This is a genomic window from Rhodococcus sp. Leaf233, assembly GCF_001426165.1.
Taxonomy (GTDB): domain Bacteria; phylum Actinomycetota; class Actinomycetes; order Mycobacteriales; family Mycobacteriaceae; genus Rhodococcoides; species Rhodococcoides fascians.
Genome location: NZ_LMRO01000001.1, coordinates 510118 through 535205, shown reverse-complemented (window position 1 = coordinate 535205; position 25088 = coordinate 510118). Strand labels below are relative to the sequence as shown.

Below are 25088 nucleotides of genomic sequence, written 5' to 3'. Positions count from 1 at the left end.
AACGACTTTCGGCGTGTGCATACTTCTCGTAGTGGGACAGTGTCAGATGGAGGGCCGCCGGTGAAATCGTTCACTATCGCCATTGTGGGTGCGGGTCCGCGCGGCACCGGTGTACTCGAACGACTGCTGGCGCGCCGGTCCGATGCGGAGCTGCACATCCACGTCGTCGATCTGTTCCCTCCGGGGGCCGGTCGCATCTGGCGTAGCAGTCAACCACCGCTGCTGTGGATGAATTCGGTGGCCGCTGACGTCACCATGTTCACCGACGACACCACCGTCGTCGACGGTCCGATCCGCCCCGGTCCGACGCTGGCGCAGTGGGTTCTGGAACATGCCGACACCCTGCGCCAGGACCCCGAATTGCGGGACGAACTGCGCGATTTCGGTCCGCATTCCTTCGCGTCGCGGACTCTACAGAGTCGCTACCTCAGCTGGGTGTTCGAGCACGCCGTTGCCGACACCGACACGCACGTTCACGTTCATCGAGCACGGGTGACGGACCTGACCGCCGACCAGGTACTGCTACTCGACGACGGATCGACCATCCGCACCGATGCCGTGCTCTTGGCACAGGGACATCCGGATGCGCTTGCATCGCATCGTGAATCACAGCTCGATGAGTTCTCCCGAACCCATGGGCTGACGTACATCGGCCCCGGATACACCGCAGATCTCGATCCCAGCCGAGTGCCTGCGGGAGAACCGTTGCTGATTGCCGGGCTCGGATTGGCATTCATCGACTGGATGGTGTTGCTCGCGGAAACTCGCGGTGGATCGTTCGCCCGCAACGCGGACGGCGTGCTCGAGTACACCGCCTCCGGCCGCGAACCGATTCTCTATGCGGGTTCGCGGCGCGGAGTTCCGTACCACGCGAAGATCTCCTACGACATCGCCGCGGCGCGCCCGCCCCTCCCGAAGTTTTTCACCGCCGACGCCTTCCCCGGCCACGGCCCTCTGCACTTCCGCGACGAAATCTGGCCGCTCGCATCCAAAGAACTGGCCTGGGCTCATTACTACGAGTTGTTCACGGCCCACCCCGAGCGAACAGTCGGCTCCTGGCCGGAGTTCGAGATCGGATTGAGCGAGATCACCTGGGGATCGCAGGAACTCACCGCCTTCGTGGAGCAATTCGTTCCGAAGGACGAGGACCGCATCGATCTGGCACGGCTCGACAAGCCCTTTGCCGGACGGCGTTTCGATGGACTCGACGAGGTACGTACCGAGCTGCAGACCTACATCGAGACGGACCTTCGTCGTCGAGCAGATCCCTACTACAGCTCGGATGCCGCCGTCTTCTCGGCACTGCTCTCGGTGTACATGACCATCGGAGAGTTGTTGCGACGCGGGCGCATTCGGGCGCAGTCGGTCGCAGACGATGTGGAAGGGTGGCTGCACTCGTTCTTCAGTTTCGTCGCGAGCGGTCCGCCACCGGAACGGCTCGAACAACTCCTGGCCCTCAGCCGGGCGAACATCGTTCACTTCCTCGGCCCCGATGTCACCTTCTCCCCGGAGAACGGGTCGTTCGTCGCCCGTAGCTCTGCACACGATGTGGTGGTGCACGCCGACACTCTGATCGACGCGCGCTTACCCGTCGCAACGATCGCCGCCGCCGGAGACGAATTGCTTCGCACCCTGCATGCGCGCGGCGACATCACCGACATCCGCGCCACCGAGCACAGCGCAGCGAAAGTAGCAGTCGACGGGCGCTCTCGATTGATCACCGCGTCGGGAGAGGTTGCCGAGAACCGCTACGCGGTGGGTCCGTGGGTCGCCGGACACACGTGGTCGAGCGCCTTTCCGCGGCCGAGGACCAACGCCGGGTTCTTCCGACACAACGACCAGCTCGCGGCAGAACTACTGCGGCACAGCCGCTGAACCGTCGGTCGGCCGAACAACGGACCGGATCACGGCGCGATGCGCAGTCCGGCGATCAGCACCCGCGCCATCTTGCGGGGATCGTAGCGGCTGTCCGTGGGACCGATGCACAGGTTGCCGACCGCCCGCATCAACTCCAATGCGGTCTGCCCCGGGGCGATCTCCCCCGAGTCCGCAGCGGCGTCGAGCAATGACTCGCACACCGGAACCAGCCGGTTCAGGAAGTAGCTGTGCAAGGTCTCGAATCCGGCGCTGTCCGACTGCATGGCCTCGGCCAGACCGTGTTTGGTGACCAGGAAGTCGACGAACCGATCGATCCAGAGCACCAACGCCGCGTGCGGTGATTCGCGGCCGGCGAGAAGCTCCTGACCGGCGACGGCGCAGGCCTCCACCTGATGTCGGAAGACGGCGACGACGAGGTCGCCCCGCGTCGGGAAGTGCCGGTAGATGGTTCCCACGCCGACGCCGGCCCGCCTGGCGATATCGCGCACCGGGACTTCTACTCCCGACTCGACGAACGCAGCCGCCGCTGCGTCGAGCAGGGTCGCTTCGTTGCGCCTCGCATCCGCCCGCTTTCTGGGCTGCTCGGCTTCGGCCTCGGTCACTGTTCCTCCAGCCATCGACAAACGGAACAACGTTCCGTATGTTTGTTTACGGAACGTTGTTCCGCTTACTCGCAGAGTAACCCCTCCAGAGGCCACAAGGAGATCCCGATGCAATACCGCACACTGGGACGCACCGGCGTCCAGGTCAGCACTCTCTCGCTCGGCGCGATGAACTTCGGTGCCATCGGACGCACCACGCAAGACGAGGCAACCGCGATCGTCGACGCCGCACTCGAGGGCGGTATCAACCTCATCGACACCGCGGACATGTACAGCCAGGGACAATCCGAGGAAATGGTCGGCAAGGCGATCGAAGGTCGGCGCGAGAACATCGTGCTGGCCACCAAAGTGTTCAACCCCATGGGCGACGAACGCAATCATCAGGGCAGCTCCCGCCGCTGGATCGTCACCGAACTGGAGAACAGTCTGCGCCGACTCGGTACCGATCACGTCGACCTCTACCAGATACACCGCTGGGACCCCACCACGAGCGACGAAGAAACCCTCTCGGCGCTGACAGATCTGCAGCGTGCCGGGAAAATTCGATACTTCGGCTCCTCCACCTACCCGGCTTACCGAATCGTGCAGGCGCAGTGGACCGCACGGGAGCACCGTCTCGGGCGGTTCGTCACCGAGCAGCCGCCGTACTCGATCCTGCAGCGCGGCATCGAATCCCACGTCCTCCCGGTCGCGCAGGAGTACGGATTGGGCGTGCTCGCGTGGAGTCCCCTGGCGGGCGGCTTCCTCTCCGGAGCCATCCGGGCCGGGCGAGAGGCCACCACCAACCGCTCGGCGATGATGCCCGAGCGATTCGGCACGGACACTCCCACGGGACGGGCCAAACTCGACGCCGTCGAGAAACTGGTCGGCGTTGCCGACGAAGCCGGACTGACACTGATCCAACTCGCACTCGGTTTCGTGACGGCTCATCCGGGAGTCACCAGCGCGATAGTCGGGCCGCGTACCGTCGAGCACCTACACTCGCAGCTCGCTGCCGCCGACACCGTCCTCCCGGCCGATGTCCTCGACAGAATCGACGAGATCGTGGCTCCAGGAGTCGATCTCGCGCCGGACGACAAGTTCGACACTCCGCCGGCACTGCTCGACGCCTCCCTGCGGAGACGCTGACATGGTCAGCTACGGGATCATGACCCCTCCCCAGAACGTCTCCTACGCCGACCTGCTCCGGGTGTGGCGCGAGGCAGACGGCATTCCGGAAATCGAGCACGCGTGGCTGTTCGATCACCTCATGCCCATCGGCGGTGACCTCGACGGCCCGATCTTCGAAGGCTGGACCATGCTGTCCGCATTGGCCGCTCGTACCGAGCGGTTGCGATTGGGAATCATGGTCACCAGCAACCGCATTCGTCCACCCGCGATCCTCGCGAAGATCGCCACTACGGTCGACGCTGTCTCGCACGGGCGGCTGGACTTCGGCATCGGTGCCGGATCACGGCCGAGCGTGCCGATGGCGAGACGGGAGTACGACGGGAGCGGGCTGCCCTACAGCGACGCTGCGAACGCTGTTGCGCGACTGGGTGAATCGATCACGGTGATTCGTAGGCTCTGGACCGAGAGCGAACCCTTCGACTTTCACGGCAGCCACGTCGACCTCGTCGGGGCGTTCCAGAATCCGAAACCGATTCAGCGACCGGGCCCGCCGATCGTGATCGGCGGCCGGGCGGCAGGAGTGCTGCGCCTCGTCGCCGAACACGCCGACGTATGGAACATTCCCGGTGGGGACCTGGCCGACGCACTGGACAGAGGCAGACTACTCGACCGGTACTGCGCCGAGATCGGGCGCGATCCAGGGGCGATCACCCGATCGATCGCTCTCGGGGTGTCGTTCGAAGAACCCGAGAGGTTGAGAAACGACATCGGCGACGCGGTGGCCGCCGGATTCGATCATGTCGTTCTCATCCTCCCCGGCCCCTATCCCGACGGCATCGCGCAGAGAGTGACCGAGGCGTTCATCGATCGCTCGTAAGAACCCGTGCGCCGGGCCTTGTCCTCACGGAACCAGAACGAACTTTCCACGCGGGTGCGTCGACTGCAGTTCGGCATGCGCCTTCGCCACGTCCTCGAGCGGGAAGGTCTTGGCAACCGTGACCTCGAATACGCCTGCACCCGCCTGCTCCAGCAGCACCGGGGATGCGAGGCGTCGACGCTCCATACTGACCGGCCCACCAACGGTGAGGAACCCGTCTGCCGAAGCTCGTCCGAAGGCGGCCGTGCTGACCAATCTCGCTCTGTCCGTCAGTAATTCGAGAGAGACGTCGACGGCCTCGTCGGTGCCCACCGTGTCGATTGCCGCATCCACCCCATTCGGCGCGGCTGCTCGTACCCGGTCGATCAGTCCGTCGCCGTACTCGACGGGCTCGACACCGTAGGACCGGAGCGCGTCGTGGTTCTGTTGGCGCGCAGTCCCGATGACGGTGGCCCCACGCTCCAGAGCGAGCTGAGCCACCACGGACCCGACGCCGCCCGCCGCCCCGTGCACGAGAACGGTGTCTCCGCTCTCGACACCGACGGATTCCAGTGCGTCGTAGGCAGTTCCAGCCACGGCGAGTACACCCGCAGCAACGTTCCAGTCCAGGGCTTCCGGCTTCGGAAACACGAACCGCGCGGGAACCAGAATTCGCTCGGCGTACGTACCGTTCTGGCCGGAGACAACCACCGCGTCGCCGACGGCGACAGGACCGACCGGCCCCTCGACGGTTCCGCCGACCGCCAGCACGATGCCCGACGCCTCGCTGCCCAACGCGATCGGAAGCTTCGACGCGTCGGTGCCGAATGCACCGCTGTAGCTCTTGTAGTCGAAGGGGTTGACGCCAATCGCTTTGACTTCGACTAGAACCTGGCCCTCGGATGGTTCAGGCAGCTCTCGTTCGACGATCTCGATGACGTCCGGTCCACCGTAGGACGCTGCAACTGCAACTCGTGTCATGCGCGGTACAACGGTCACCACGACGCAAATGTTCCGCTCAGATCCGCAGGCGCGGCAGTCCCCATTCCCTACCGAGCAATTCGTACGAGCGCAGCCGGTCCGCATGGTCGTATGTGACCGAGGTGAGCACGAGTTCGTCCGCATCGGTCGCTTCCTGCAGGGCGTCGAGCTTCACCGCGACCGTCGCCGCAGATCCGACGATCTGAGTGTCCACTCGATCAGCGACGAGCTCGTATTGCTCGCCGGTCAGCGGTGCCACGTTCTTCGGATCCGGGTACTCGATCGCACCTCGACCGCTGCGAATGCTGTGCACCCATTGCGGGAAAGACGCTGCCAGCTCACGGGCCTGCGAATCCGTTTCTGCAACAACCACATCGGCCGACACCGCCACGTACGGTGAGGACAACCGGGCCGACGGCACGAAAGCACGGCGATACTCGTCGATAGCCTCGAGAGTCGTCCCCGGGCTGAAGTGATAACTCGCCGCGAACGGCAGACCGCGGGCACCGGCCTCACGGGCAGTCGGCCCAGCGCTGCTGCCGAACAGCCACAGCGCCACATCGGCCCCGACACCCGGGCGTGCCGTCAACGGCACCCCGTCGCGCTCGTAGCTACCGGCAAGCAGCGCAACAAGGTCGTCGAGTTGATCGACCAATTCCGGGACCTCAGCGTGCGGCTGCTGCAGCGCAGCCAGAGACGCAGCCAGCAGCGGGGTCGTTCGCGGGGTCGCCGCAGCGGGCGCCACTGGGAACAGTCCACCGTGTTCCGATGACACCGCGTGCTCGGGCGCAGCCTGCTGTGCACCGGTCAGGGCTGCTGCTCTGCGCTGCCCGGATCGACCCACACCAAGATCGATACGACCCGGATACAGCGCGTCCACCGTTCCGAAGGACTCCACTACGGCAGCAGCTGTCGTGAAACCGAGCTGGACCGCAGCCGATCCGACACGAATGCGGTTGGTGGCAGCCGCAATCAAACCCACCAGTACGGCAGGCGCAGAACTGGCCGCAGCGACGAAGTGATGCTCGGCAACCCAGTAGCGCTCGTAGCCCCACTCTTCGGCCTGTCGTGCCAGATCGAGCGAATTCCGGAGCGCCTGAGCAGTGCTCGACCCAGCGCTGATCGGTGCCAGGTCGAGAACGGACAGCGGCACGCGCGTCATCCGGGCGTCTTCTCCCCTGCTTCGACAGCCACCGTCAGCCGGTTCTCCGCCGGCGCGACCGGGCACGTCGCGTAGTCGGTGAACGCGCACGGCAGGTTCGCTGCTCGGTTGAAATCGAGTGTCACGGAGCCATCCTGGGGTTCCGCCACAGCAAGGATCCGCGCTGCCGGGTACGTGGTGACCCCGCTCGTGGCATCGGTGAACAGAACCTTCAAACCAGTGTCGTTGCCGCCGAACGCAACCAACTGCTGGGCTGTACCGGCCAGCTCGAAATCGAGGGTGCCCACCGCAGTGTGGTGGTGTTCGAGACCCTCGACCACGGCACCTGTCGTCACGGTGACCGGGGCGTCGTAGGGCGTGAACGTGGCGCGGGCCACGAACTCCTCGCTGGGTTCGTAGGCCGGTATTCCGTTGTAGGACTGCAGGGTCGAAGCTTTCGGATCGTGGACCCGTAGCGCCACCGCGCCGGTGCGGCGGATGACCTCGATACGGCGTTCACCGTCGTCGACGAGGATCCCGGGCGCACCCTCCACCGGATTCAGCGTCGTAACACCGTCCACCCCCTCGACGGTCACCGAGTCCGAGTCGGCCCGCCATCGACCGGGCAGATCGGCTACGATCTCCAACTCGTCGGTGAGCCAATACAATCCGGCCAGCGACAACCATCCCAATGGATCGCCGTAGGACGCTTCCCGGTCCGCATGCCACTGTTTCCAGTCCTGCTCGAATCCACTCACGATGCTCGCACTCCTTCACGCTGTTGGTACGGGTGACGCAGACCGAGGTGATCACGCAGCGTGTTCCCGGTGTACTCGGTACGGAAACTACCGCGATCCTGCAGTTGTGGGACGACTTTGTCGACGAACTCGTCGAGCCCGGCCGGTGTGATGTGCGGGACGAGGATGAACCCGTCGCACGCATCGTTCTGGACGTAGCTGTCGATGTCCTCAGCTACCTGTGCCGGCGTTCCGACGAACTGCTGCCGGGTCGTCACCGCGATGATGAGCTCCCGGATGCTCAGATTCTCGGCCTCGGCACGCTCACGGTACTGCTGCGCAAGGGTTCTCGGGTCACCGTGGCGAGCGCGACCACGGGTGATGCTCACGTCACCACTCGGCTCGACGTCGGGCAGCGGTCCGTCCGGGTCGTACTCGGACAGGTCTCGTCCCCACACCTGCTCCAGAAACGAGATAGCAGTCTTGCCGCTGACCTGCTGGTGCCGAATATGGTCGGCCTTCTCGGCTGCATCCTGGGCCGAGTCCCCGAGGACGAACGTCGCGGCGGGCAGCACCTTCAGGTCTGCGTGCTCGCGGCCGTATTTGGCCAACCTTCCCTTGACGTCGGTGTAGAACTTCTGACCGTCCTCCAGCGTCCCGTGGATGGTGAAGATCGCATCCGCCTTGGCCGCACCGAACTCACGACCTTCGTCGGAATCGCCGGCCTGCAACAACACCGGGTGTCCCTGCGGACTGCGCGGCAACGTGAAGCGGCCCGTCACATCGAATTGAGGACCCGAATGCGAGACCGTGCGGATCTCGGATTCTCGGCCGAAGACACCTCGATCCCGGTCGACGACGAACGCATCGGACTGCCACGAATCCCAGAACTCTCGGGCGACGTCGATGATCTCGTTCGCTCGCACGTAGCGGTCGGCCCGGTCGAGGTAGCCACCGCGTCGGAAGTTCTCTCCGGTGAACGCGTCGGACGAGGTCACCATGTTCCACGCCGCGCGCCCGTCGGACAGGTGGTCCAGCGAAGAGAACTGCTTGGCGAGCTCGAAGGGCTCGTTGAACGTGGTGTTGATCGTCCCGGCGAGTCCGAGCTTCGTCGTCACCGATGCCAACGCGTTCAACACCGTGAGCGTGTCCGGACGGCCGACGACGTCGAGATCGTGAATCTTGTTGCGATGCTCGCGTAATCGCAGACCTTCGGCGAGGAAGAAGAAGTCGAACAGCCCACGCTCTGCGGACTCGGCCAGGTGGACGAACGAATCGAATTCGATCTGGCTCTTCGACGCCGGGTCGGTCCAGACGGTGGTGTTGTTGACGCCAGGGAAATGCGCGCCGAGGTGGATCTGCTTCTTGGTCCGCTTCGAGATCGTCACCGACTGTTCCTTTCGGGTGCTGCAAAACGATTTGTCGGACGAGCCAGGCCGAGGCGCTCGCGCACCGTCGCTCCGGTTCTGCTGTCCGTGGCCGGGAGTGTCTTCACTCCCGACGGAAGCGCGAGCGGCACGAGGGTGACCCCGTCCAGTCCCGCGGATTCGGCCGCTCCGAGTAGCAAGTTCAGCCCGGCGACGTCGCCCACGTACTGCAGCGATTGCGGCGTACGTACCCGGCCTGCCCAGTTGTCGAGCTGCGCCAATTCTTCGGCCGCGGTCTCCGACACCAAGGTCTCGACGTCGAGTAGCACGAACACGTCCACCGGGTCGCGGCCCTCGGCCACGACGGCCCGTCGAACACGCGCCGCGAGGGCAGCTGCGCCCTCGATCGAGTCTGCAGCAATCCGCACGATGTCCGCTCTGGCGGCCGCTACCGCGGTGGATTCGGCGGAGTGGGCGCGCACTGCTACCAGTGGCTGTCCTTGAGGTGACCTCGGCGTGATGGACGGCCCTTTCACCGAGAAGTGCTCACCTTGGAAGTCGATGTAGTGCAACTTGTCTCGGTCGACGAACCGACCCGTCGCAGCGTCTCGAATCTCGGCGTCGTCCTCCCAGCTGTCCCACAGCCGAGTGACGACCTCGATGGCCTCGTCGGCCTCCTGCCACAGGCTCTCTTCGTCCTGCTCGCCCTTACGCCCGAACAGTGCTGCCTGCTCCGCGCCGCCGGACACCTCGACCTGCCAACCTGCGCGACCGTGTGAGGCGAAGTCCAGACTCGCGATCTGCTTCGAGATGTGGAACGGCTCGGTGTGGGTGACGGTGACCGTCGGGATCAAACCGATGCGTTCGGTGAGCGCAGCAGCCCGGGCTGCCACGGCAACCGCCTCGAGAGTCCGGGAAGCGAAGGAGTCTGCGAGAAAGACCAGATCGATCCCGGCCCGGTCTGCCGCGCGAAGCTGATCGATCCAGAATGCCGCGGTGAACACTTCCTCGGCGCGAGAATCCTGTCGCCGCCACGCCTGTGGATGTGCGCCGGTTCCCCTCGGTTCGATTGCCGTGACGAAAAGCTTGTCAGACACCGGTACCCACTCTCTGTGTCGCTGTTCCTGGGATGGCCGCGAGCAACTCGCGGGTGTATTCCTGCTGGGGGTTGTCGAATATCGAAGCGGTGCTGCCGTATTCGACGATTACGCCCGACTGCATCACAGCCACGGTGTCGCTGATCTGGCGAACCACGGCCAGGTCGTGCGAGATGAACAGATAGCTCAGACCGAACTCGGATTGCAGATCGCCGAGCAGCGAAAGAATTTGTGCCTGCACCGACACGTCCAAGGCCGATACGGGCTCGTCGAGCACCACCACCTCCGGTGCCAACGCCAGTGCCCGAGCGATTGCGACGCGTTGACGCTGACCACCCGACAACTCGGCCGGGCGACGCGCCAGGTGGTCACTGCTCAGAGCCACTTGGTCGAGCAGTTCCGCGGCACGCGCCGAGCGGTCTCGCGACGTCCCGATCTTGAACGCGTCCAGCGGTTCTCGCACGATCTCGCCGACGCGCAACTTCGGGTTCAGTGATGCGTACGGGTTCTGATAGACGATCTGGACTCGACGCCGCAGCTCCCGACTCGCCGTGCCACGAAGGCCGGTGACATCGATTCCGTCGAACGTGACCGTGCCCACGGAGGGTGTTTCCAGGCCGATCGCGATACGCGCCAGGGTGGACTTCCCCGAACCGGATTCGCCGACGACAGAGACGGTTCGACCCCGCTCGACCGTGATCGTGGCGTCTCGCACCGCATCCAGGTGAACGCCTCGTCCGATGGCGAAGCGCTTCGACACCGACGAGACGGACAGAATTGGATCGCCCGCACCCGTCCTGGCCGGACGGAGCGTCGAGTTCAGAGACGGCGCGGCCGCGAGCAGCTTCTGTGTGTAGGGATGGGTGGGGTTCGCCAACACCTCTGCAGTCGGACCGGTTTCGACGATCTCACCACCACTCATGACGACCAGCCGGTCGGCGCGATCGGCCGCAACGCCCAGATCGTGCGTGATCAACAGAACTGCAGCACCCGTCTCGGCAATTCGGGCGTCCAGATGGTCGAGGATGCGTCGTTGCACGGTGACGTCCAGGGCGCTGGTCGGTTCGTCGGCGATCACCAGTTCGGGGCGGCACGCGAGAGCGATCCCGATCAGTACCCGCTGCCGCTGCCCACCGGACAGGTCCTGCGGGTACTGGCGTGCCCGCACCTCGGGGTTGTCGAGGCCCGCGTCGGTGAGAATGCGGATTGCCTCGAGCTTCGCGGTACGCCGATCTGCCAACCCGTGCACACGCAGCACCTCGGCCACCTGGTCTCCGACGCGTACGACGGGGTTCAGTGAGGTGGTCGGATCCTGCGGGACGAGCCCGATATGCCGACCGCGCAGGCGATTCAGTGTCTTGTCCGATGCGGTGTCCAGGCGCCGGCCGTCGAAGGTCACCGAGCCACTTCGGATCCGGCCGTTGCCGGCCAGCAAGCCGATGACCGCGTGGGCCGTGGTGGATTTTCCCGAACCGGATTCGCCTACGACGGCCAGTACCTCGCCGCGTTCGACGGTGAACGAAATTCCGCGCACGGCCGTCGTCGTGCCGTAGCCGACCGTGAGGTTGTCGACTTCGAGGATGGGGCTCATTCGGATCGCCTCTCGAGTGCGTGCCCGAGACGGTGCGCGGACAGCACGACTGCCACGATCACCAGGCCCGGCAAGGTGGTCATCCACCAGGCGGTGGCGAGGAAGTTCCGACCCTCGGAGATCAGCGATCCCCACTCCGGTGTGGGCGGAACAGCGCCGAATCCCAGGAAGCTCAACGCCGAGACCGCCAGGACCGCCATACCGAATTCGACTGCTGCGAGGGCAATCACGGGACCGTACGAGTTGCGGAGGATGTGTCGGCGAAAGACGTCGAACCATCGCACACCCGAGGCGTACGCCGCCTCGACATACAGCGATCGACGCACACGCAACACCTCCGACCGCATGACCCGGGCGAAGTTGGCGATGAGGGTGACCCCCACGGCGATGGCAACGTTGACGGTTCCGAAGCCGAGCGCTGTGACCAGGGCCAGCGACAGCAGCAGCGTCGGAATCGAGAGCAGCACATCGACGATGCGCATCAGCACGGCGTCGACGAGGCCCCCGACTGCCCCGGAGATCAGGCCGACGAGCGATCCGACGACCAGTGCGATCCCGACGGCGAGCAGTGTCGCGGTCAACGACAGACCGGAGCCGTGCACCACGCGGGTGAAGACGTCACGGCCGATGTTGTCGGTGCCGAACCAATGTGCCGTGCTGGGGGCCTGGAGCTTGTCGGCGGGCACGCCCACCAACGGGTCTCCGCTCGCGAACACGGAGGGGAAGAGTGCGAATCCCAGCGCGAGCAGCAGCACGAGCGCGGACAAGGTAAGCCACACGTGCTTCAGGGCGTCCGTCAGAACCCGGCGACGCCGAGCTGTCGACGGCACCGGCTCTGCCTCGAGCAACGCCTCTGCCCGAACCTCGCGGTCACGAATCAGAATGTCAGACATGAGCTTTCTCCGGTTCCGCGACCGCGCGCGCAGGCTTGTACTCGCGCACGATGCGCGGGTCTATCAGCGGATACAGCAGGTCCACGGCCAGGTTCACCACGACGAACACCAGCGAGGTCAGCACCACGATGCCCTGCACCACCGGAATGTCCTGGGCCAACACCGAGGTCTGGGTCAGCCGTCCCACTCCGGCCCGCGAGAAGACCGTCTCGACGACGACCGATCCGGCGAGCAGCGTCCCCACCAACACACCCGCGATCGTGAAAGCCGGGATGGACGACAGCCGCGCTATATGCCGCGTCTGCACCCGTAGCCGCGAGACGCCCTTGGCGCGAGCAACATCGACGAACGGCTGCTTCCAGGTAGTCGACATGCTGGTGGCCAACACCTGAGCGATGACCGCACCGGTCGGCAATGCCAATGTGACCGCAGGCAACACCAGTGCAGCCGCCCCGGCGTCACCGAAGGCCGGGAACCACCTCAACTGGAACGAGAACAGTTGCAGTAACAGCAGTCCCACCCAGAAGGTCGGTACAGCCACCCCGAGCGGCGGGAGTGCGAACAACAGATTTTTCAGCCACGGCGTTCGGGTGTACGTCGCGGCGTACGCCAGTGCCGACCCGAACACGACCGCCAATACCAGTGCGGTGCCTGCGAGGCCGAGCGTGCTCGGCACGGCATCGAGGATCGCCGTCGTCACCGGCTGTCCGGTGGCGATGGACAATCCGAAATCGCCCTGCACAGCCCCAGACAGCGAATGCCAGTACTGCACCCACACCGGCTGATCCAAACCGTAGCGGGCCTGCAATTCTGCGACGGCCGCCGCGTCGACCGGTGTGCCCGAACCGGCAGAGTCGACAGCGAGACTGACCGGGTCCGACGGCAGCAGGAACAGCACGCCGAACGAGATGGTGAACGCGGCCCACAGCACTGCCACTGCCTGCAGTACGCGCTGCCCGAGGTACCGGATCATGCGCTCAGCCAGGCATCGAAAAACTGCAGTCGAGCGGAGGCCTCGAACTTCAGGTCCTGCACTTTCGACGCCGCGCCGACGGCCTGCGACAGTTCGATCGTGGGGATCCACAGTCCGTTGTCGAGCACCTGCTGCTGAGCGGTGGCGAGGATGTCGTTGCGCGCCGTTGCATCGGTGGTCGAGAGCTGATCGGTCAGCGAAGCATCCAGATCAGGAATCGTGCTGCGCGCGTTAAGGTTACGTCCGTCGACGGCGAACGTGGTGCGCAGAATGTCGCCGTCGGCGCGGGTGCTGTTGTAGTACGTGGAGTCGTAGTCCTTGGTGCCCTGACGTGCTGTCGCCTCGGACGTCGAGACCAACTCGAGCTGCAGGTCGACGCCCACCGCACGTAGCTGCTGCTGCGTCAACTCCAGGATCGCCTGGTTGCCAGCGAACACTGCGGAGTACATGACCTCGAAACTCAGCCTCTGCCCGTCCTTTTCACGGATTCCGTCGGCACCGGGAACCCAGTCTGCGTCGTCGAGCAGCGATTTCGACTTCTCGGGATCGTAGGTGACATCGGCGAGTTCGACGTAACCTGGGGTAGCGCTGGCCAACGTGCTTGTCGCCGTGCGGAAGTCGGGCCCGAGGACGGTATCGACGAGTTCCTGACGATTGATCGCCGGTACCAGGGCCGTCCGGACGGCGGGGTCTTGCAGCGCCCCGCGAGTGACGTTGGGCTGAATGCCGAACGGAACGCCCGGGTTGGATGTAGTCAGAATTCGGCCGCCGGTCGCTTCGATCTGCGGAGCGTCCTGCGGCAACGCGTCGCTGACAGCGTCCAGCTGATCGGAGGACAAGCTTCCCGTGCGGACGCCCGACTCGGGCACGATGGTGAAATCGATGCGATCGAGATAGGCCTCGCCGGTATGACCGAATACCGCTGAACCCCAGTTGTATCCGCTTCGCTTGGCCAGAGTGACTGAACGGTCCTGCTGGTAATCCGCGTAGGTGAACGGTCCCGATCCGATATTGGTACCCAAGCACCGCGACTCGGCCGACTGCGCCGAGGTCGCGATGGATTGAATTCCGAGCTGAGGTGTCGAACTCGCCTGCAGGAACTGCGCATTCGGTGCTGCGAAGTCGATGCGCACCGTCGAGGGGTCGACCACCGTGGCGCTCTGATAACCGGTCAGATAGCTCGCCGCCAACGGTGCCTTCGCTGCGCCGAGGCCGATGATCGCGTCGAAATTCGCCTTCACCGCCGCCGCGTCGAGCACCGTGCCGTCACTGAAGGTGACGCCGTCCTTCAGCGTGAATGTGAAGGATTTCGCATCGGCACCCACGTCCCACCGCTCGGCCAGCCACGGTTCGATCTCACCGGTTTCGGGGTTCTGATCGGTGAGTGAATCGACGACCTGACGGGTGACGTAGATGGTCTGGTTGGTGCCGGACTGGGCGGGATCCGAGCAGGTCGGGGCCCCGGACAAGCCGTAACGCAGAGTTCCGCCGGGCTGGGCCGGACCGGCGTCGGCGGCCGTGGTGGCGGCACCACCGGCGCATCCGGCGAGGACTGTGGCCGCAGTGGCGATCAGGCCGGCCACCAGGAATGCAGGACGAGTGGACACGTAGGCGTCTCCGATATCTGGTCGATCGCGCGCACGATCCCGCATCCGAGCTGGGTGTGCCCAGGAAGGAGTGCGCGCAGATGATGAGGTGAGGTGTGAAGTACGAGTTGTGACGAAATGTCAGCTGCGACAGGTCGAACCGTTGAGGCGGCACAGATCGACATGGAGACGGCGGCAACCGTTGACGAAGCCTGCGGCAACTCGGGTGTTCACGTGCAATCCTCCATCGGTCCCGGCGGTAGCACCCTCACCCGACGAGCGGGGGGTTGCTGCGACGTCATAGAGCCAGGTCTCTCGGTCGCTCTGGATGGTCCTACAGTTTCCGATACTACGAGAGCATCGCCCCGGTTGCCAACCGGGGTAGGAAAACCCGCCGATAGTAGACGCGAGAAGCGCGGTCGGACCGACGCCTACCGTTCAGACGGCCAGCGCCAGTCCAGCGCTCCCACTCGCGCAAGATCTCGAATCATCATGCGACGCAACTTTGTTCAACTCTGGCGCATTCACGCGGTGCACCCAGTAGTCGATCGCTTCGCCCGCATGAGCGAATCGGACGAGGACGTCCATGCAGAGCCAGGTCGCGACCGAGAAGTCCTGTTCCGCACCGTCGAGACCGATCAGTGTCAATTCTTCTCCCACAGCAAGCAACGCGCGATCGATATCGGAACCGCCGGGGCCGAGCCACGCCAGTGCTCGTCCGAGTAGCGCCCAGTCTCCGGTGGTCACAGGCTCATCGGCCGATTGTCTGCACAGTTCCGCAGCCGCAGCGAGAGCATCCGCCACCGGATTCGACACCGAACCGTGGAGCTCAGCGAGAATGCCGCGATCGGAGTCGACCAGATCGGCCATGTAGCGCCAGCGGGCAGGAAGCGCCGCGCCCTCTGGCCACAGGTCGGCGGTGCCGAACTGGAGACGGGTGATCATGTCCTTGGGCGAACTGCACGAAAGCGCGGAGCCACACGAGTCGTTCATGTCGATCATCCCCACTGGGTCAACACACAACATTGGACACCGGCTCGACAGTCGCGTTCGGAGATACCGTCGAGCAGTGGCTTTCGTCACCGATGCGAGCAACGCTGCTGTGGTCGTTACGTCCGCCTTGGGGGATATTGAACGCCGCCACCAGCATCTTCGCGACTCGTGGTTGTACAAAACCGACAACGTCACACTTTTGGTCCATATGTAATTGGCCGCATAGTGCCGTGCTCCGACTCCAGCTGGGCCGCAGCGACAGCCCAATGATGCGGGAACGTACGTTCGAATACTTGTCGGTGGGTCGCGGTAGATTCTGTTCATGCTTTCGGGGGACGGCGGATCAGGGGTGGACGGCATCGAGACGGTGCCGCCTGCCCCTGACGTGTCCGACCCTGTCTTGGCTGGGTTGGTCGAGGCGGTGGAGTCGGCGGTCGCGGAGTTGGCGGGGCAGGCGTCGGTGGCGTGGTCGAATGCCGACCGGCGTGCGGTGATCCAATCCAACGCATGGAAACTGTGTCGCGGTCTGTGACGGCGTACTCGCACACCTGGCTCAACGAACTGATCGCACAACACGGCCTCGACGTCTATCCGGGTTCGGTGCCGTGCTCGGTGGCATGGATGCTGCGGATCACCCCACGCGCGGCCGGGGCGCGAGTACGTCTGGCTGCGGAGTTGGGTGACCGCACCGCATTGTCCGGCGAAGTGCTGCCTCCGTTGTTGCCGCACACCGCTGCAGCAGTGCGGGCAGGGTTGCTCGATGCCCAGCACGTGCAGATGATCCGTGAATTCTTCAAGCATTTGCCGTCGAGTGTGGATCCGCAGACCCGCGATCGCGCCGAACAGCAGTTGGTGGGCTTGGCGTCGACGAGGCGGCCCGACGACTTCGCGCCACTGGTGGCGCACCTGGACTCGATCCTCGACCCCGACGGCGACTTCGACGAGAACGAGGACGAGGACAAGAACGCGAACCCGAGGCCACGGAAACGGGATGCGTTCTTCTACCTCGGTGAGCAGGGTTCCGACGGGATGTCCGAGGGGACGTTCTGCGTCGACTCCGAGCTACGCGCCTACCTCGAAGCCCTGTTCTCGAAAGCCGCGAAACCCGGTGTGAACAATCCTGCCGACCCGACATCGGTCGTCCACGAGGATGAAGCTGACAGCAAGTCCACTGCAGAGCAGTCCGAGCCGACGTCCGAGCCGTCGTCCGGTGATGCCGGGTCGAGCGATGCAGGCCTGTGGGATGGGACGACCCGCAACGGGGACAGTGACTGCAGTGACGAGGACTGCGGCGACGAGGACTGCTGCGAAGGCGACTGCGGCGAGTGCGACGGTGACGACTGTGGTTGCGGCACAGGGTCCAACGGCACAGCTGCAGCCAAGGACGCAGCGGCACCCAAGGACACCAACGACGACGCAGGCTCCGACAGCACTGCTGAACCCGGCGGCCACGCCGACGCCGACGCATCGGACACCGCTGCTCGCGACGCTGCCGCCGCGCGGGATCGACGCACCCAGAACGAACGCCGTCATGATGCACTGAAGATGGCGCTCCGGCACACCCTCGCCTCCGGCACCCTCGGCACCCACCGCGGGCTGCCCGTCACCGCCATCGTCACCATGAGTTCGAAAGACCTCGACGCTGGCTGCGGCTACGCCATGACCGCCACCGGATCCCGCGTCTCGATCCGCGACGCCATCCGCATGGCTTCGCACGCCCACCACTACCTCACCATCTTCGACGACAACGGCAGAGCCCTCTACCTCGGCCGATCCAAACGCATCGCCTCCGCCGACCAACGCATCGTCCTCATCGCCCGCGACCGCGGCTGCAGCTTCCCCTCCTGCACCCGCCCCGCGACCTGGTGCCAAGCGCACCACCTCGACGACTGGGTCGAGGGCGGACCCACCGACATCGACTCCGTCACCTTCGCCTGCGACATGCACCACGCACTCGTCGGCACCGGCCCCGGAAAGTGGGCAACCACCAAAACCACAGCAGGACACCGCTATCCGGGCCGCACCCTGTGGCACCCACCCACCGGGATGGACCCCACACGCCGTGGTCTGATCAACCACGCACACCACCCCGAGGAAGTCCTGTACCCACCCGACCACCACAGCGACACGGGCGACACCGGCGACGAGGAACCACGACAACCCGCATGACGACCCACACCACCACCACGGCACAGCTCTGCCTGTCGCACCACCCGGCCATCGACACAGCCCTGCCTCCGGCAGGACTGCAACGCAGATACCGAATCCCCCGTTGCGTCGACCCACAGTTGCGCTCGACACGACCAGGGGGTTCCATCGATACAACCATCTCAGGAGGAGTACGAGCGCATGGCGTACGACGAGCTTCTTGCGGACCGCATCCGCGACGCTCTCTGGGACCAGGAGAGTCTGCGTGAGCAGAAGATGTTCGGCGGTCTGGCGTTCATGGTGCGAGACAGAATGGTGGTGTGTGTCGGCACCGAAAACCGTGCCTTGCTTGTTCGTGTGGACGGGGTACGCGAACCCGAATACCTCCAGCTCGATGGGGCCCACCATGCCGTCATGGGCAAGGGGCGGTCGATGGGTGAAGGCTGGATCACCGTCGATGCAGAAGCGCTGACGAGCGAACAGGCACTGCAGTTCTGGGTCGGTGCAGCTCTGGAACACCACGCCGACACGTCGGGCTGACAAACATTGCTCGGCGACACCGCACCCCACTCGGGCCGTAGTCGGGCATCACTGAACCGGGCTCATTCGAGACTCTTCTCGAAGGGGTGCGATCCGACTGTTCTGGACGGCAGACTTCGGTCGTAGAGCGGGGTGTATCCAGCTGCCAGGTACAGCGCAACGGCCTCGGGCTGATTCCAGCCAGTCGTCAGGTAGACCCTGCGATATCCGCGATCACGTGCGCTGCGTTCCAGCTCGGCCACGACGAGTCTGCCGAATCCCCTGCCGCGGTGCTCTTTCGATGTCCAAATACGTTTCAGCTCTGCGGTTTCCGAGTCGTATTTCCGGTACGCACCTCCGGCGACAGGAACGCCATCGGCCAAGGCAATTACCAACACACCATCCGGCGGTGCGAACTCCCGGGCAGGATAGGACTTCAGTTCCTCGTATTGGACACCGGGGCTCCGGCCGTACCGGGACGAATATTCGATCGCCAGTTCTTGCAGCAGGGGCATCGCCAGCCGATCGTGCTGATCGACCTCGACGAAGTCCACGCGTCCTGGACCCGTGTCAGCACTGCGAATGTTGACATCGAACGTCGCGCTCATATGCTTCCTGTCTCGATTAACTGTCGACCAGATCAGCGACCAGCTTCCCGGCCGACGGCACCTCTGCTCAGTTGTCTAACCTTCCTTGCGGGGTAGCCCGGGCGGGTTGATGACGGACTCGGTCACTGCCTCGGACTGCAGGCCCCAACGATCGATCACCTTCTGATAGCTGCCGTCCTCGATGGCGTGGTTCACTGCGTCCTGCACGGCGTCGATGAGCCCGTTGTCCTTCTTGGTCAGTACTGCTATCTCACCCTGCAGCGCATCTCCGGCACCCGAGAACGTGCCGATGATCTTGGTTTCACCACCGGTTGCCGCGTGATAAACCGCGGACGGATTCGGTCCCAGGTACCCGTCGATACGGCCCGACCCGAGCGCCAGGTAGTAGTCGGACGTGTTCTGGTAATAAGCGATCTCGGCGGGAGCCAGACCCTCGGCTACGTTCTGCTCGTTCCAGTCGACCAGCAACTGCTCTTGGTTGGTACCGGAGCCGACCCCGATCTTCTTTCCTGCGATGTCCTGACGCTTCTCGACTGTCCAATCGGTGTCCTTCTGCGCCTCGAAAGCGAGGTTGTCCAGTCGATAGGTCGCGAAGTCGTACTTGTCCTTGCGCTCCTCGGTGACGGTGACATTGGAGATGAACACGTCGTTCTCGCCGGAGTCGATCTTCACGAAGTTCTGCGACCAATCTGCGACCTGAAGATCGACGTCGAGACCGAGAATGTCGGCGATCAGGTACGAGAAGTCCACCTCGGACCCCACGATGGTGGTGTCGTCGGTGGCGTAGAAGCGCAGCGGCGGTGCGGTACCGCCCGACCCGGTGACGATCAGCGTGCCGCGATCACGAATCGCTTGCGGCACTTCGGCTGCGATGTCGTCGACCTTCTCGGCGCGAACGCGGTCGGCCTGCTCGGGTGATAGATCGAACGTTCCGCCGTCATCGGTGACGACCTGAGATTCGGCAGTGGGTTCGCTGCATGCTGTCGCAGTGAGTGCCAGGACAGCGAATGCGGATGCTACTACCGCGAGCCTACGAGATGATCCGGACATGACTTTCCCCGTTCGTGGGTGCAGGTGAAGTGTGAGTGAAAGCTAGAGAACGTGAGCGAGGAACGACTTGGTGCGTTCCTCCTTGGGTGAATCGAGAAGCTCTGCAGGAGAGCCTTGTTCGACGATGACGCCGCCATCCATGAAGACGACGGTGTCGGCGATCTCGCGGGCGAACCCGACCTCGTGCGTGACGATCACCAGGGTGGCACCATCGCGTGCCAGGCCGCGGATGACCTCGAGAACCTCTCCCACCAATTCGGGGTCGAGCGCTGACGTCGGCTCGTCGAACAGAATCACTGTGGGACGCAGGGCAAGTGCACGCGCGATGGCGACCCGCTGCTGTTGTCCGCCGGAGAGTCGTCGCGGATAATCATGGGCTTTCGCGTGCACCCCGACTCGTTCGAGGAGAGCCAGCGCCTCGGGTTCGACGTCGGAACGCGTGCGCTTCTGCGCAGAGATCGGGGCTTCGATGACATTCTCGAGGACCGTCAGGTGAGGAAACAGATTGAAGTTCTGGAACACGAAACCGATCTGGGAACGCTGCCGCAGAATCTCCTTGTTGCTGAGTTCGTGCAGTTTGTTGCCTCTGCGCCGATATCCCACCAGATCACCGCCGATCCGGACGGTGCCCTGGTCCACCTTCTCCAGATGGTTCAGAGCGCGCAGCAGGGTCGACTTGCCCGAACCCGAGGGGCCGATAATCGCGGTCACCTCACCGGGACGTACGAGGAGGTCGACGCCTTTGAGCACCTCGAGCCCGCCGTAGGACTTGTGGACGCCGCGCACCTCGACCGCGTATCTCGTTGCGGCAGTGGATGTGGAGGCATCGAGAGTGGTCATCGGGTTGCCCCTCTCGGCGCGAAGTTGACGTTGGAGAGCTTGTGGCGTATCTGCTGGATCGGCGTCAGCGGAATGTTGCGTACCGCGCCCTTGGCGTAGTGCCGCTCGACGTAGAACTGCACGATCGAGAGCACCGACGTCAGAATGATGTACCAGACGGTCGCGACCATGAGCAGCGGAACCACGCGCCCGTTGCGTCCGTATATGACTTGCACCTGATAGAACAATTCGGCAATGGCCATCACCGACACGATCGACGTGCCTTTGAACAGACTGATCACCTCGTTGGCCGCGTTGGGGAGAATCCCTCGCATCGCCTGCGGCAGAACGATCTTGAAGAACTCCCGCCTCTTCGGAATACCCAGCGCTGCTGCAGCTTCGAGTTGCCCCTGGTCCACGGAGATGATGCCGGCCCGAACGATCTCGGCGGAGTAGGCCGCTTGGTGCAGGGCCAGGCCGATGATGGCCGCCGTCGATCCACTGATGACGCTGTTGACGTCGAATTGAAAGAAGCTGGGACCGAACGGAATTCCCAAAGACAGAGTCTGGTACAGGTACGCAATATTGAACCAGAACAGAAGCTGCACGATCAACGGGATGGAACGGAAGGCCCAGATGTAGAACCAGGAAATAACCTGCAGCACAGGATTGTCGGACAGCCGGGCCACCGCCAGGCCGATACCGATGGCGAAACCGATCAGCGTTCCCCAGAAGGTGAGCTGGATGGTCAACCACAGCGCCGACATCACCGATGCTGCAGTGAAGTACTGCGCGAAGGTGCCCCAATCCCAGCCGGGGTTGGTGACGAAGCCGTGCAGGAACTGACCGACCACGATCAGCGTTGCGACCGCGATCACCCAGCGCCACGGGTGCCACGTGCGTGCAACGACGAGTTGTTCGTCGGGAATGTCGTCCGTCGTATCCGCAACGGGTCGAGAGTCGAGTTGAGTCACCGGAACCGCCGGGTCGGATGGGCAGCGATCATCGCTGGGTTGCCTTTCGAAGATTTCGTGCTGTGAGTACGCCGATCGGTCAAGCGTGCGTACAGATACAGATGTTCATCGGGCGTGCCTCCATCGGTCCTGGCGGTAGCACCCACACGCCGTAGGGCGGGGTTGCTGCGACGTCATCGAGCCAAGGTCTCTCGGTCGCTCTGGATGGTGACAGGAACGTACAGAACAATCTATCGAAACGTCAAGTGCACGTGCGCATTCGGTTACAATCACGATGATTTCAACCCTTGCCACCGGCGCAACCGCCCCCGGGTTGGATCTGTGGAGGGTCGGCGAACTCCACCACCCTCGTGCGAGAATTCGACCCATGCACGTGTGGAAAGCCAGGATCGGTGGCGATGGCTTTCGAAAAACGCCGCGCTATCGGCAGCTGAACGCAGCGAGTGTCGTCTTTCTCGGTTCGCTGGTCGTGATCGGCACGTTTCGGGCGGCCGACACGTCCGATTCGATACGTCTGGCCACTCATAGCGCCATCCTCGTTGCGGTCGCAGCCGCAATTCTGTACGCGCTCAGGCGAACCGACCGAGAGCCGACGTGGCTCCTTCCCCGTACGACACTGATTCTGTTCGGTCTCGGCAGTCTCGTGTGTGTCGTCGCAGGCGACTATTTCCCTGCCGTGGTTGCCGCGATCCAGGCTGTGATCCTTCCGCTGTTCATGCTGGACGACCGAGTGAACGCCCTCTATCGGTACACCCCCGACGTGTCCTGAACCGCGACCTCGAATCACCCTGATTCCAACCCTTGCCTCGCGCCCGCGACGCGGCGAGAGTTCCTGGCGAATGGCCTTGTGCGGGAGCAGTCTCGCGCAGCGTCGACGAAAGGAATGGGTCGCCACGATGCCGAACGAATCTGCCTCGTCCAAGAACACCGCAATCGCCATGATCGAACGCAGGATTTCCTCGTCTGCCGCCGAATCCTGGGACTGGCAGCTCGACGCACTGTGCCGGGGTCAGGACTCGGAGATCTTCTTCTCCCCCTCCGGTGAGGGGCGAACGGCGCGTCGCCAACGCGAGGATCGCGCCAAGCAGGTGTGCGCAGGCTGCGGAGTGCTCGACGCCTGCAAGCGGTTCGCGTTGGCGGCCAACGAACCGTTCGGAGTGTGGGGCGGCATGACGGCCCGCGAACGGCTGGTGCATCGGGCCAACTCGCGACGCGACCACGAGCGGCGGGCAAGTTAGGCCGCGACCAGAAGATGGTCCGCAGGTCGCCGGATGGTCCACAATGGAGGGGTGACCGATATCGAGAAGCCCCTGCCGTGGACGTACCTGATGGACATGGACGGAGTTCTGGTCCACGAGGATCACCTGATCCCCGGTGCCGACACGTTCCTCGCCGAGCTGCAGGCCAACGAGATCCCGTTCATCGTGTTGACGAACAATTCGATCCGCACCCCACGTGACCTGCGCGCACGTCTCGCATTCACCGGCTTGGACATTCCGGAGAAGTCGATCTGGACCTCTGCTCTCGCCACCGCGACGTTCCTCGGCAATCAGCGGCCCGGCGGCAGTGCGTACGTCGTCGGCGAGTCCGGCCTGACCACCGCGCTGCACGACATCGGCTACACCCTCACCGACTCCAGCCCCGACTACGTGGTGCTCGGGGAGACCCGAACGTACTCGTTCGAGGCCATCACCACCGCCATTCGTCTCGTCGAGAAGGGTTCGCGCTTCATCGCCACCAACCCCGACGCGACCGGTCCGTCGCGCGAGGGTTCGCTGCCCGCGACCGGTTCGGTCGCCGCACTCATCACCAAGGCCACCGGCAAAGAGCCGTACTACGTGGGCAAGCCCAACGCGTTGATGATGCGTTCGGCTCTACGCGCCATCGGCGGGCACTCCGAGAACACTCTGATGATCGGCGACAGGATGGACACCGACGTGCTGTCCGGCCTGGAAGCCGGATTGCAGACCATTCTGGTGTTGACCGGTATTTCGACCGTGCAGTCCGTCGAGCAGTACCCGTATCGTCCGACAAAAGTGCTCGATTCCGTCGCAGACCTGGTGGGCCGCACACAGAACCCGTTCTGATGAAACTCCGATTCGTTCTGTCTCGGCAGGATCATCACGTCGTCGGCTTGGGAGTGCAGCAACAGTTTCCGGACGTCGCCGACGCAGTCGCGGCGGTACAGCAAGGCCGAAACGTCGTCGGGGTACTGCCTTTCGACATGTCCGACGCCACCGCGCTGATCGAGCCGGCGGAGTTCTACCGACGCGCCGGTGCGTGGGCGGTACCGGACGCACAGCCGCCGCTTCCGTCCATCACCGTCGTACGCCAGATCCCCGACCCGGGCGTGCACGTCGAACGGGTACGTGAGGTCGTGCGGCGTGTGAAAGCCGGTGTCGCCGAGAAGATCGTGCTCGCACGAGCGATCGAACTGGCCGCCGAGTCGCCCATCGATCCGTCAGCGGTGTTGAGCGCGTTGGTGACTCGCGATCCGATGGGAAACGGCTTTTTCGCAGACCTCTCGCCCACAGACGAGCCCGGCAGACATCTCGTCGGCGCAAGCCCCGAACTGCTGGTGCGCAAACGCGGGAACGTCGTCAGCTGCCATCCCTTCGCCGGGACGGCCGCGCGCTCCACCGACCCCGACGAGGACGCGCGTATCTCGGCGGCACTGGCGGCCAGCGCGAAAGACCAGGCCGAGCATCGCTTCGTCGTCGACGAGATCAAGGCAGCACTGGCGCCGTTCTGCGAGACACTGGACGTACCCGCGACACCTCAGCTGAGCAGCACTCCGCAGCTGTGGCACCTGTCCACGCCGATCGTCGGTACGTTGGCCGACCCGTCGACGTCGGCCCTCGACCTCGCATTGGCGCTGCATCCCACCGCTGCCGTCGCCGGTGTTCCCCGCGCCGCCGCGATGCGAGCGATCACCGAGATCGAGGGATCACGCGGCTTCTATGCCGGTGCGCTCGGATGGACCGACGGCAGCGGGGACGGTGAATGGATGGTCGCGATCCGGTGCATCGAACTCACCGCGGACGGCCTGTCCGGTACCGCCACAGCCGGCGGCGGCATCGTCGCCGACTCGGACCCCGACGCCGAGCTGGACGAAACCACGGCAAAGTTCAGAACGGTACTCAGCGTCTTCGAGAACTGACCCAG

Annotated in this window: 25 protein-coding genes and 2 riboswitches; of the genes, 10 read left to right on the top strand and 15 right to left on the bottom strand. The window is 64.3% G+C overall.

Annotation, left to right across the window (positions count from 1 at the left end; all coding sequences use genetic code 11):
* Positions 1 to 60: 60 nt before the first annotated feature.
* Positions 61 to 1875 carry an FAD/NAD(P)-binding protein gene (locus ASH04_RS02610; protein ID WP_057472682.1) on the top strand — a complete coding sequence of 605 codons (1815 nt, stop codon included), beginning with the start codon at positions 61 to 63 and terminating at the stop codon, positions 1873 to 1875.
* A 29-nt stretch (positions 1876 to 1904) separates the two neighbouring features.
* Here ASH04_RS02610 and ASH04_RS02605 read toward each other — a convergent pair whose 3' ends face one another.
* On the bottom strand, positions 1905 to 2495 hold the full coding sequence (locus ASH04_RS02605) for a TetR/AcrR family transcriptional regulator (protein ID WP_032366694.1): 591 nt from the start codon (positions 2493 to 2495) through the stop codon (positions 1905 to 1907).
* Positions 2496 to 2588: 93 nt separating this feature from the next.
* Between ASH04_RS02605 and ASH04_RS02600 the strand changes: the two genes are divergently transcribed.
* Entirely contained in the window at positions 2589 to 3608 is a 1020-nt protein-coding gene (locus ASH04_RS02600) for an aldo/keto reductase (protein ID WP_057472681.1), read from the top strand.
* 1 nt (position 3609) lies between these two features.
* Positions 3610 to 4467, top strand: coding sequence for an LLM class flavin-dependent oxidoreductase (locus tag ASH04_RS02595; protein ID WP_057472680.1), 858 nt, complete (start codon positions 3610 to 3612; stop codon positions 4465 to 4467).
* Positions 4468 to 4491: 24 nt separating this feature from the next.
* Here ASH04_RS02595 and ASH04_RS02590 read toward each other — a convergent pair whose 3' ends face one another.
* The 10 genes from ASH04_RS02590 to ASH04_RS02545 form a co-directional block, all read right to left on the bottom strand.
* Positions 4492 to 5427, bottom strand: coding sequence for an NADP-dependent oxidoreductase (locus ASH04_RS02590; RefSeq protein WP_057472679.1), 936 nt, complete (start codon positions 5425 to 5427; stop codon positions 4492 to 4494).
* 37 nt (positions 5428 to 5464) lie between these two features.
* Positions 5465 to 6589 carry an LLM class flavin-dependent oxidoreductase gene (locus ASH04_RS02585; RefSeq protein ID WP_057472678.1) on the bottom strand — a complete coding sequence of 375 codons (1125 nt, stop codon included), beginning with the start codon at positions 6587 to 6589 and terminating at the stop codon, positions 5465 to 5467.
* Positions 6586 to 7326, bottom strand: coding sequence for a DUF1684 domain-containing protein (locus ASH04_RS02580; protein WP_235579904.1), 741 nt, complete (start codon positions 7324 to 7326; stop codon positions 6586 to 6588). Before ASH04_RS02580 ends, ASH04_RS02585 begins: the two co-directional genes overlap by 4 nt.
* Positions 7323 to 8687, bottom strand: coding sequence for an NtaA/DmoA family FMN-dependent monooxygenase (locus ASH04_RS02575; RefSeq protein ID WP_048317248.1), 1365 nt, complete (start codon positions 8685 to 8687; stop codon positions 7323 to 7325). The genes ASH04_RS02580 and ASH04_RS02575 overlap by 4 nt, the downstream gene beginning before the upstream one ends.
* Before the next feature lie 2 nt (positions 8688 to 8689).
* A complete protein-coding gene (locus ASH04_RS02570; protein WP_032388988.1) occupies positions 8690 to 9769 on the bottom strand; it encodes an LLM class flavin-dependent oxidoreductase in 1080 nt (359 codons plus the stop codon).
* The gene (locus tag ASH04_RS02565) at positions 9762 to 11360 is read right to left on the bottom strand and encodes a dipeptide ABC transporter ATP-binding protein (protein WP_057472676.1); all 1599 of its coding nucleotides are present in this window, start codon (positions 11358 to 11360) and stop codon (positions 9762 to 9764) included. Before ASH04_RS02565 ends, ASH04_RS02570 begins: the two co-directional genes overlap by 8 nt.
* A complete protein-coding gene (locus ASH04_RS02560) occupies positions 11357 to 12253 on the bottom strand; it encodes an ABC transporter permease (RefSeq protein ID WP_057472675.1) in 897 nt (298 codons plus the stop codon). The genes ASH04_RS02565 and ASH04_RS02560 overlap by 4 nt, the downstream gene beginning before the upstream one ends.
* Positions 12246 to 13226 (bottom strand): ABC transporter permease, encoded by a 981-nt coding sequence (locus ASH04_RS02555; RefSeq protein ID WP_032391251.1) that lies wholly within the window; start codon positions 13224 to 13226, stop codon positions 12246 to 12248. The genes ASH04_RS02560 and ASH04_RS02555 overlap by 8 nt, the downstream gene beginning before the upstream one ends.
* On the bottom strand, positions 13223 to 14833 hold the full coding sequence (locus ASH04_RS02550) for an ABC transporter substrate-binding protein (protein ID WP_057472674.1): 1611 nt from the start codon (positions 14831 to 14833) through the stop codon (positions 13223 to 13225). Before ASH04_RS02550 ends, ASH04_RS02555 begins: the two co-directional genes overlap by 4 nt.
* A gap of 220 nt (positions 14834 to 15053) precedes the next feature.
* Positions 15054 to 15147, bottom strand: a riboswitch (SAM riboswitch).
* Positions 15148 to 15250: 103 nt separating this feature from the next.
* The gene (locus ASH04_RS02545; RefSeq protein WP_156394452.1) at positions 15251 to 15757 is read right to left on the bottom strand and encodes a hypothetical protein; all 507 of its coding nucleotides are present in this window, start codon (positions 15755 to 15757) and stop codon (positions 15251 to 15253) included.
* A 370-nt stretch (positions 15758 to 16127) separates the two neighbouring features.
* Here ASH04_RS02545 and ASH04_RS27075 point away from each other — a divergent pair, with 370 nt between their 5' ends.
* The 3 genes from ASH04_RS27075 (at position 16128) to ASH04_RS02530 (ending at position 18493) form a co-directional block, all read left to right on the top strand.
* Complete coding sequence (locus ASH04_RS27075; RefSeq protein ID WP_057472673.1) at positions 16128 to 16337, top strand: hypothetical protein; 210 nt, start codon at positions 16128 to 16130, stop codon at positions 16335 to 16337.
* Complete coding sequence (locus tag ASH04_RS02535; RefSeq protein WP_235579903.1) at positions 16313 to 17974, top strand: HNH endonuclease signature motif containing protein; 1662 nt, start codon at positions 16313 to 16315, stop codon at positions 17972 to 17974. Before ASH04_RS27075 ends, ASH04_RS02535 begins: the two co-directional genes overlap by 25 nt.
* A gap of 180 nt (positions 17975 to 18154) precedes the next feature.
* A complete protein-coding gene (locus ASH04_RS02530) occupies positions 18155 to 18493 on the top strand; it encodes a TfoX/Sxy family protein (protein WP_032364963.1) in 339 nt (112 codons plus the stop codon).
* Positions 18494 to 18555: 62 nt separating this feature from the next.
* On the opposite strand, the gene ASH04_RS02525 is transcribed toward ASH04_RS02530, so the two are convergent.
* From ASH04_RS02525 to ASH04_RS02510, 4 genes are all read right to left on the bottom strand, one after another.
* Complete coding sequence (locus ASH04_RS02525) at positions 18556 to 19080, bottom strand: GNAT family N-acetyltransferase (protein WP_052073639.1); 525 nt, start codon at positions 19078 to 19080, stop codon at positions 18556 to 18558.
* Positions 19081 to 19155: 75 nt separating this feature from the next.
* Positions 19156 to 20130, bottom strand: a complete 975-nt coding sequence (locus ASH04_RS02520; RefSeq protein WP_057472671.1) for an ABC transporter substrate-binding protein — start codon at positions 20128 to 20130, stop codon at positions 19156 to 19158.
* A gap of 42 nt (positions 20131 to 20172) precedes the next feature.
* Complete coding sequence (locus ASH04_RS02515; protein WP_057472670.1) at positions 20173 to 20970, bottom strand: amino acid ABC transporter ATP-binding protein; 798 nt, start codon at positions 20968 to 20970, stop codon at positions 20173 to 20175.
* Positions 20967 to 21827, bottom strand: coding sequence for an amino acid ABC transporter permease (locus ASH04_RS02510; RefSeq protein ID WP_442971186.1), 861 nt, complete (start codon positions 21825 to 21827; stop codon positions 20967 to 20969). Before ASH04_RS02510 ends, ASH04_RS02515 begins: the two co-directional genes overlap by 4 nt.
* A 213-nt stretch (positions 21828 to 22040) precedes the next feature.
* Positions 22041 to 22134, bottom strand: a riboswitch (SAM riboswitch).
* A 156-nt stretch (positions 22135 to 22290) separates the two neighbouring features.
* Between ASH04_RS02510 and ASH04_RS02505 the strand changes: the two genes are divergently transcribed.
* From ASH04_RS02505 to ASH04_RS02490, 4 genes are all read left to right on the top strand, one after another.
* Positions 22291 to 22692: a hypothetical protein gene (locus ASH04_RS02505; RefSeq protein WP_032391246.1), complete on the top strand. Its 402-nt coding sequence runs from the start codon at positions 22291 to 22293 to the stop codon at positions 22690 to 22692.
* A 127-nt stretch (positions 22693 to 22819) separates the two neighbouring features.
* On the top strand, positions 22820 to 23161 hold the full coding sequence (locus tag ASH04_RS02500) for a WhiB family transcriptional regulator (protein WP_442971179.1): 342 nt from the start codon (positions 22820 to 22822) through the stop codon (positions 23159 to 23161).
* Positions 23162 to 23251: 90 nt separating this feature from the next.
* Positions 23252 to 24010 (top strand): HAD-IIA family hydrolase, encoded by a 759-nt coding sequence (locus ASH04_RS02495; RefSeq protein WP_068053998.1) that lies wholly within the window; start codon positions 23252 to 23254, stop codon positions 24008 to 24010.
* The gene (locus ASH04_RS02490) at positions 24010 to 25083 is read left to right on the top strand and encodes an isochorismate synthase (RefSeq protein ID WP_057472668.1); all 1074 of its coding nucleotides are present in this window, start codon (positions 24010 to 24012) and stop codon (positions 25081 to 25083) included. The genes ASH04_RS02495 and ASH04_RS02490 overlap by 1 nt, the downstream gene beginning before the upstream one ends.
* Positions 25084 to 25088 lie beyond the last annotated feature (5 nt).